This window comes from Longimicrobium sp., from assembly GCF_036387355.1.
Lineage (GTDB): Bacteria > Gemmatimonadota > Gemmatimonadetes > Longimicrobiales > Longimicrobiaceae > Longimicrobium.
On sequence record NZ_DASVTX010000446.1, the window covers coordinates 1 to 5,003 of the forward strand.

Annotated in this window: 5 protein-coding genes; 3 read left to right on the forward strand and 2 right to left on the reverse strand. The window is 71.7% G+C overall.

Features of this window, described 5'->3' with window-relative positions:
* The 3 genes from VF665_RS19510 to VF665_RS19520 all read left to right on the forward strand — a co-directional run.
* The coding region (locus VF665_RS19510; RefSeq protein ID WP_331055136.1) for a lamin tail domain-containing protein at positions 1-1,750 on the forward strand (1,750 nt) is incomplete at its 5' end.
* Positions 1,751-1,901: 151 nt separating this feature from the next.
* The gene (locus VF665_RS19515) at positions 1,902-3,524 is read left to right on the forward strand and encodes a hypothetical protein (RefSeq protein ID WP_331055137.1); all 1,623 of its coding nucleotides are present in this window, start codon (positions 1,902-1,904) and stop codon (positions 3,522-3,524) included.
* 95 nt (positions 3,525-3,619) lie between these two features.
* Positions 3,620-3,880, forward strand: a complete 261-nt coding sequence (locus VF665_RS19520) for a hypothetical protein (RefSeq protein WP_331055138.1) — start codon at positions 3,620-3,622, stop codon at positions 3,878-3,880.
* 76 nt (positions 3,881-3,956) lie between these two features.
* Here VF665_RS19520 and VF665_RS19525 read toward each other — a convergent pair whose 3' ends face one another.
* Together VF665_RS19525 and VF665_RS19530 are read right to left on the reverse strand one after the other, a co-directional pair.
* Positions 3,957-4,478 carry a metal-dependent hydrolase gene (locus tag VF665_RS19525; RefSeq protein ID WP_331055139.1) on the reverse strand — a complete coding sequence of 174 codons (522 nt, stop codon included), beginning with the start codon at positions 4,476-4,478 and terminating at the stop codon, positions 3,957-3,959.
* Between the two features lie 84 nt (positions 4,479-4,562).
* A partial coding sequence (locus VF665_RS19530) for a hypothetical protein (protein WP_331055140.1) occupies positions 4,563-5,003 on the reverse strand: 441 nt, incomplete at its 5' end.

The following is a 5,003-nucleotide window of genomic DNA, read 5'->3' on the forward strand; positions in this document are numbered from 1 at the left end:
GTTGCACATGCGCATGGCCTCCTCGTTCCGCGCCCTGCTGCTGCTCGGCGGGCTCCTTTCCCTCCCGCTCGCCGCCTGCGACACGCCGTCCGGCATTCCGCGCGCCGCCGCGGCGGACGGACCGGCGCGCGTCGTCGTTCCGGCGAAGGGCACGGCATCCACGCTGGACGTGGGGAGCTGGAACATCGAGTGGTTCGGCGACGCGGCCAACGGCCCGGCCAACGAGACGCTGCAGCTGAGCAACGCCAAGGACGTGATCGGCGGCGCGGACCTGGACATCTGGGGCGTGGCGGAGATCGTGAGCCAGACGCAGTTCAACACCCTCAAGTCGCAGCTTCCCGGCTACAGCGGCTTCCTGGCCAGCGAGGCGACCGTCACCAACGGCTCCACCTATTACGCCGCATCCGAGCAGAAGGTGGGCATTCTGTACCGCAGCAGCATCGCCACGCTGCTGGGCGCCAAGGTGATCCTGACGGCCAACGACACCGACTTCGCGGGTCGTCCGCCGCTGGAGGCCCGGCTGCGCGTCACGCTGAACGGCACCACGGAAGACGTCGTCATCATCGTGCTGCACATGAAGGCGTTCAGCGACCTGGCGGGGTGGACGCGGCGGCAGGCGGCCAGCACGGCGCTCAAGTCGTACCTGGACGCCACCTGGCCCACGCAGAAGGTGATCGTGGTGGGCGACTGGAACGACGACGTGGACACCTCCATCACCTCCGGGCAGTCGTCGCCCTACCAGAACTTCGTGAGCGACGCGGCGGGCTACCTGTTTCCGACACGCGCGCTCTCGCTGGCCGGCGTGTCGTCCACCACCAGCTATTCGGACATGATCGACCATCACCTGGCCACCAACGATCTGAGCGCCACCTATGTGGCCAACTCGGCGGAGGTGTACCGGGTGGACCAGTACATCACGAGTTACGCGTCCAGCACCAGCGACCACTATCCGGTGCTGAGCCGCTACACCTTCGGCGGCGGCGTGGCGGCAAGCGTGAGCGTCACCGCGCCCAACGGCGGAGAAAGCTGGGCGGCGGGGAGCGCGCAGTCCATCACCTGGACGTCGTCGGGCGTGACCAACGTGAAGCTGGAGTACACGCTGGACGGCACCACGTGGACGCAGATCACCGCCAGCACTCCCGCGTCCGCCGGCAGCTACGCGTGGACGGTGCCCGCCAGCGCGTCCACGGCGGCAAAGGTGCGCGTGACGGATGCGGCGAACGCGGCGGTGACGGACGCGAGCAACGCGGCGTTCACCATCACCGCGGCCCCCGCCTCGCCCGCCAACGTGACCGTGAACGAAATCCTGGCCAACGAGCCGGGAAGCACCACCGCCGCCGAGTTCGTGGAGATCATCAACACGGGCGGCACCAGCGCCTCCATCGGCGGATGGACGGTCAGCGACGCGGCCGGGGTAAAGCACACCTTTGCCGCCGGCACCACGCTGGCGCCGGGCAAGGCGATCGTCGTGTTCGGCGGCGCGTCCGCCATTCCCGCGGGAATGACCAACGCGGTTGCCGCCTCCACCGGCACGCTGGCGCTGGGCAACAGCGGCGACAGCGTGATCCTCAAGGACGGCGGGGGCGTGGTGAAGTTCAGCTACGCGTATCCCTCGTCGCTGGCGGGAACTGATGGCGAGTCGATGAACCGCAGCCCGGACGCCAGCGCCACGGGAAGCTGGGTGCTGCACACGGCCGTCAGCACGCTCTCCTCCTCCGCCGGCACCCGCGCGACCGGCGCCGCGTTCTGATCGGGGCGGACGAAACAGCCCCGGATCCGCACGGGTCCGGGGCTTTTTCGCGCCCATTTCCGTCCGCCGGACGCGCGGAGCATTGGACGGCACCCGCGCGGCATGTAGATTTGACGCCGCTCCACCCATCCACCTCCCGCCCGCCGGACCGATGCGCCGCTCCGCTCTGATCGCCCTCCTCGCCTGCGCCCCCGCCGCGCTGCACGCCCAGCATGAGGGCGGGCACGGCACCGCGCCCGCCACGCAGCCCGCCGCCGCGGATTCCACCGTCACGCTGTTTCGCGAGGCGCTGGGCACCTTTCACTGGCCGGTGCGCACCGCTTCGGCGCAGGCGCAGGCGTACTTTGACCAGGGCGCGCGGCTCATGTTCGCCTTCGCCCCGGCGGAGGCGCGGCGGTCGTTCGCGGAGGCGCGGCGGCTGGACCCCACCTGCGCCATGTGCTGGTGGGGCGAGGCGTGGTCGGTGGCGCCGTACCTGAACGGCCCCATGCGCGCCGCGGACGCGCCCGACGCCGTGGCCGCCTCGCGGCGTGCACGCGAGCTGGCGGCAGAGGGCGGGACGCCGGCCGAGCGCGCGCTCACGGAGGCGATGGCGGGGCGGTTCGAGGATCCGCACACGCGCGAGGGCCGGCTGCGGCTGGACTCCGCCTACGCCAACGCCATGGCCGCCGCGTACGAACGGTTTCCGCGGGACGCGCAGGTGGCGACCATGTACGCGGAAGCGCTGATGCTGCTGGAGCCGCGGCGCGGGATCTGGCCGCTTTCCAAGCCGTCCATCCCGCGCATTCTGGACGTGCTGTCCGGGGTGCTGGCGGCGGACCTGGGGCATCCGGGCGCGTGCCACCTGTTCATCCACGCCACGGAAACCACGCCGCGGGTGGCCGAGGCGGCGGCGTGCGGCGACCTGCTCTCCGCGTCCATGCCGCGGGCGAGCCACATCAACCACATGCCGTCACACACGTTCAACCGCATCGGCCGGTGGAGCGACGCGGTGCGGGTGAACCAGATTGCCGTGCGCTCCGATTCCGCGGCGCGCACGGGGGACGGCATCTCCGTCTACGCCGCGCACAACCAGATGATGCTGGCGTACGCGGCGGCGGTGGACGGCCAGTCGGCGGTGTCCCTTCACGCCTCCGACGGGTTCGCGGAGCTGGTGCCGGACGGGGACGGCGCCTCGCTGCAGGCCACGGTAGCCGTGCGGTTCGGGCGGTGGAACGAGGCGCTGGCGCTCACCGCCGCGCCGTCGCACCCGGTGCACCGCGGGCTGTGGGCGTTCGGGCGCGGCTACGCGCACCTGCGCACGGGGCGGGCAGACAGCGCGGCGTGGTACCTGGCCCGGGTGGACTCGCTGGCGGCCCACACGCCGGAAAGCATGATGGTACGCGTCCATTCCCCGGCGCGGCTGCTGGGCGTGGTCGCGAACATCCTGCGCGGCGAGATCGCGCGGTCCGCGGGGCGGCGCGACGAGGCCGTCGCCGCGTTCCGCCGCGCGGTGGAGCTGGAGGATGAGCTGCAGTACGACGAGCCGGAGCCGCTGCCCTTCGCCGCGCGCGACTGGCTGGGCGCGGCGCTGCTGGAGGCGGGGCAGGCGCGCGAAGCGGCGGAGGTGTACGCCTTTGCGGTGGAGGACCGGCCGGGGAATGGATGGAGTCTGTGGGGGCTGGAACGTGCCCTTCGCGCCGCGGGCCGCACGGCGGACGCGGATGCCGCCCGCGCCCGGCTGGCCGCCGCATGGGTCCGCGCCGACGTGCAGCTCCCCTCGTCGCGCTTCTGACCGCGCGTTGCATCGCCAACCCCGGGGCGATTAGGTTGGGCGCCACGCTGGGGTAAACAGAAGGTCGGCGAACGGGCCGGGAGAGGAACAGGGGAATGAATCAGGCGCAGAAGGACGAGGTCGAGCGGCACCTGCACGCGGCCCGCAAGATCATGCTGGAAACCATGAAGGACTTTCGGGAGGAGCAGTTGAATCCCGCCGCGGTGGCGCAGGTGCTGGGCGAGAACGCCGTGCAGCTCATGATCCGCAACTACGGGCCGGATGCCGGCCGCGCGTACTGCAAGAGCCTTACGGAAGAGGCCGTGCGCCTCGCCCACTACTATCGCACGCAGGTCGCCCCGACGGAGCAGGAGTAACGCTTCGCAGGCGGAAAAAGAACCGGGTCCCGGCACGCGCCGGGACCCGGTTCTGCGTCCGCCGGGCCTCGCCGCCTCACGGACGGGCTCGCGGGGACGCTTCACGCCGCGCCCGCCACCAGACCCACAGCGCCGCGGCGGTGATCAGGACCTCGAGGGCGAAGGTCCAGTGCATCACGAAGTTGCCGATCCAGAAGCCGTACCGGGCCGTCGGGGCGCTGAGCGCAAACTCGTGGCCCGACATCGGCCACGCCCACCGGATTCCGCCAGCGACGGTGTCCAGCAGCAGGTGGAGCATCACGTTCACCGCCACGATCGCGCCCGCGATCCACGCCTGCCGCCGTGCACGCGCCAGGCGCAGAACGAGCGCGGCGATGGCGAACGCGACGAGGCAGGCGAGCGGGATGTGCGTGAGGTACGCGTGGTGCACCTGCCGCCGGTGATCCACGAAGTGCCACCAGAGCAGGTCCGCGTCCGGCAACACGCTCGCGGCCACCCCGACCATCATCAGCCTGCGCCGGGCATGGGCCGGGACGGAAAGGCGGCGCAGAAGGGCGCGCGTGGCCAGGTAGCCGGCGGGGATGTGGGCGATGAACATCAGTCCTCGCGCGGAAGGTCGTGGGGGACCCGCCGGCGCAGGTCATCACTCAGGGTGGGCGACACGGGAGAGGGCGGACGGGGATCAGCGGAGTTCCGGGAGCACCCACGGGTCGCGGCTGGTGCGGCGCCACGTGCCCGCGAGCACCACGCCGGGCGGGAACCCGCACGCCTCCGCGGAGCCCGGCTGCGTGACGACTGCGGTTGATCCGCGAAAGTGGAAGCGAAGCTCGCACGGCGCGCCGAAGTCGTCCATGCGAACCACTGCCTTGCCGTCATCCACCGCGGCCATGGTGACCAGATCGCCCTTGGTCTGCGCCGCGCCGGGTGCCGTGCACTGCACTTCCAGGTGCACCGCCCGCGGCTCGTCCAGGCGGGCGCCCAGGACGCACCCCGCGCCCCCGCTGCGGTCCAGCAGGTACGTTCCCGACACGTCGTCGCGCGTGCCGCCGCACGCCCCGCACGCCAGCAGCGCGAACAGCGGCAATGCATTGCGACGCATCCGCATCCGGTGCATCATCGAGCG

Coding starts and splice junctions, on each gene's coding strand:
- VF665_RS19515 (WP_331055137.1), top strand. CDS start 1,902: ATGCGCCGCTCCGCTCTGATCGCCCTCCTCGCCTGCGCCCCCGCCGCG.
- VF665_RS19520 (WP_331055138.1), top strand. CDS start 3,620: ATGAATCAGGCGCAGAAGGACGAGGTCGAGCGGCACCTGCACGCGGCC.
- VF665_RS19525 (WP_331055139.1), bottom strand. CDS start 4,478: ATGTTCATCGCCCACATCCCCGCCGGCTACCTGGCCACGCGCGCCCTT.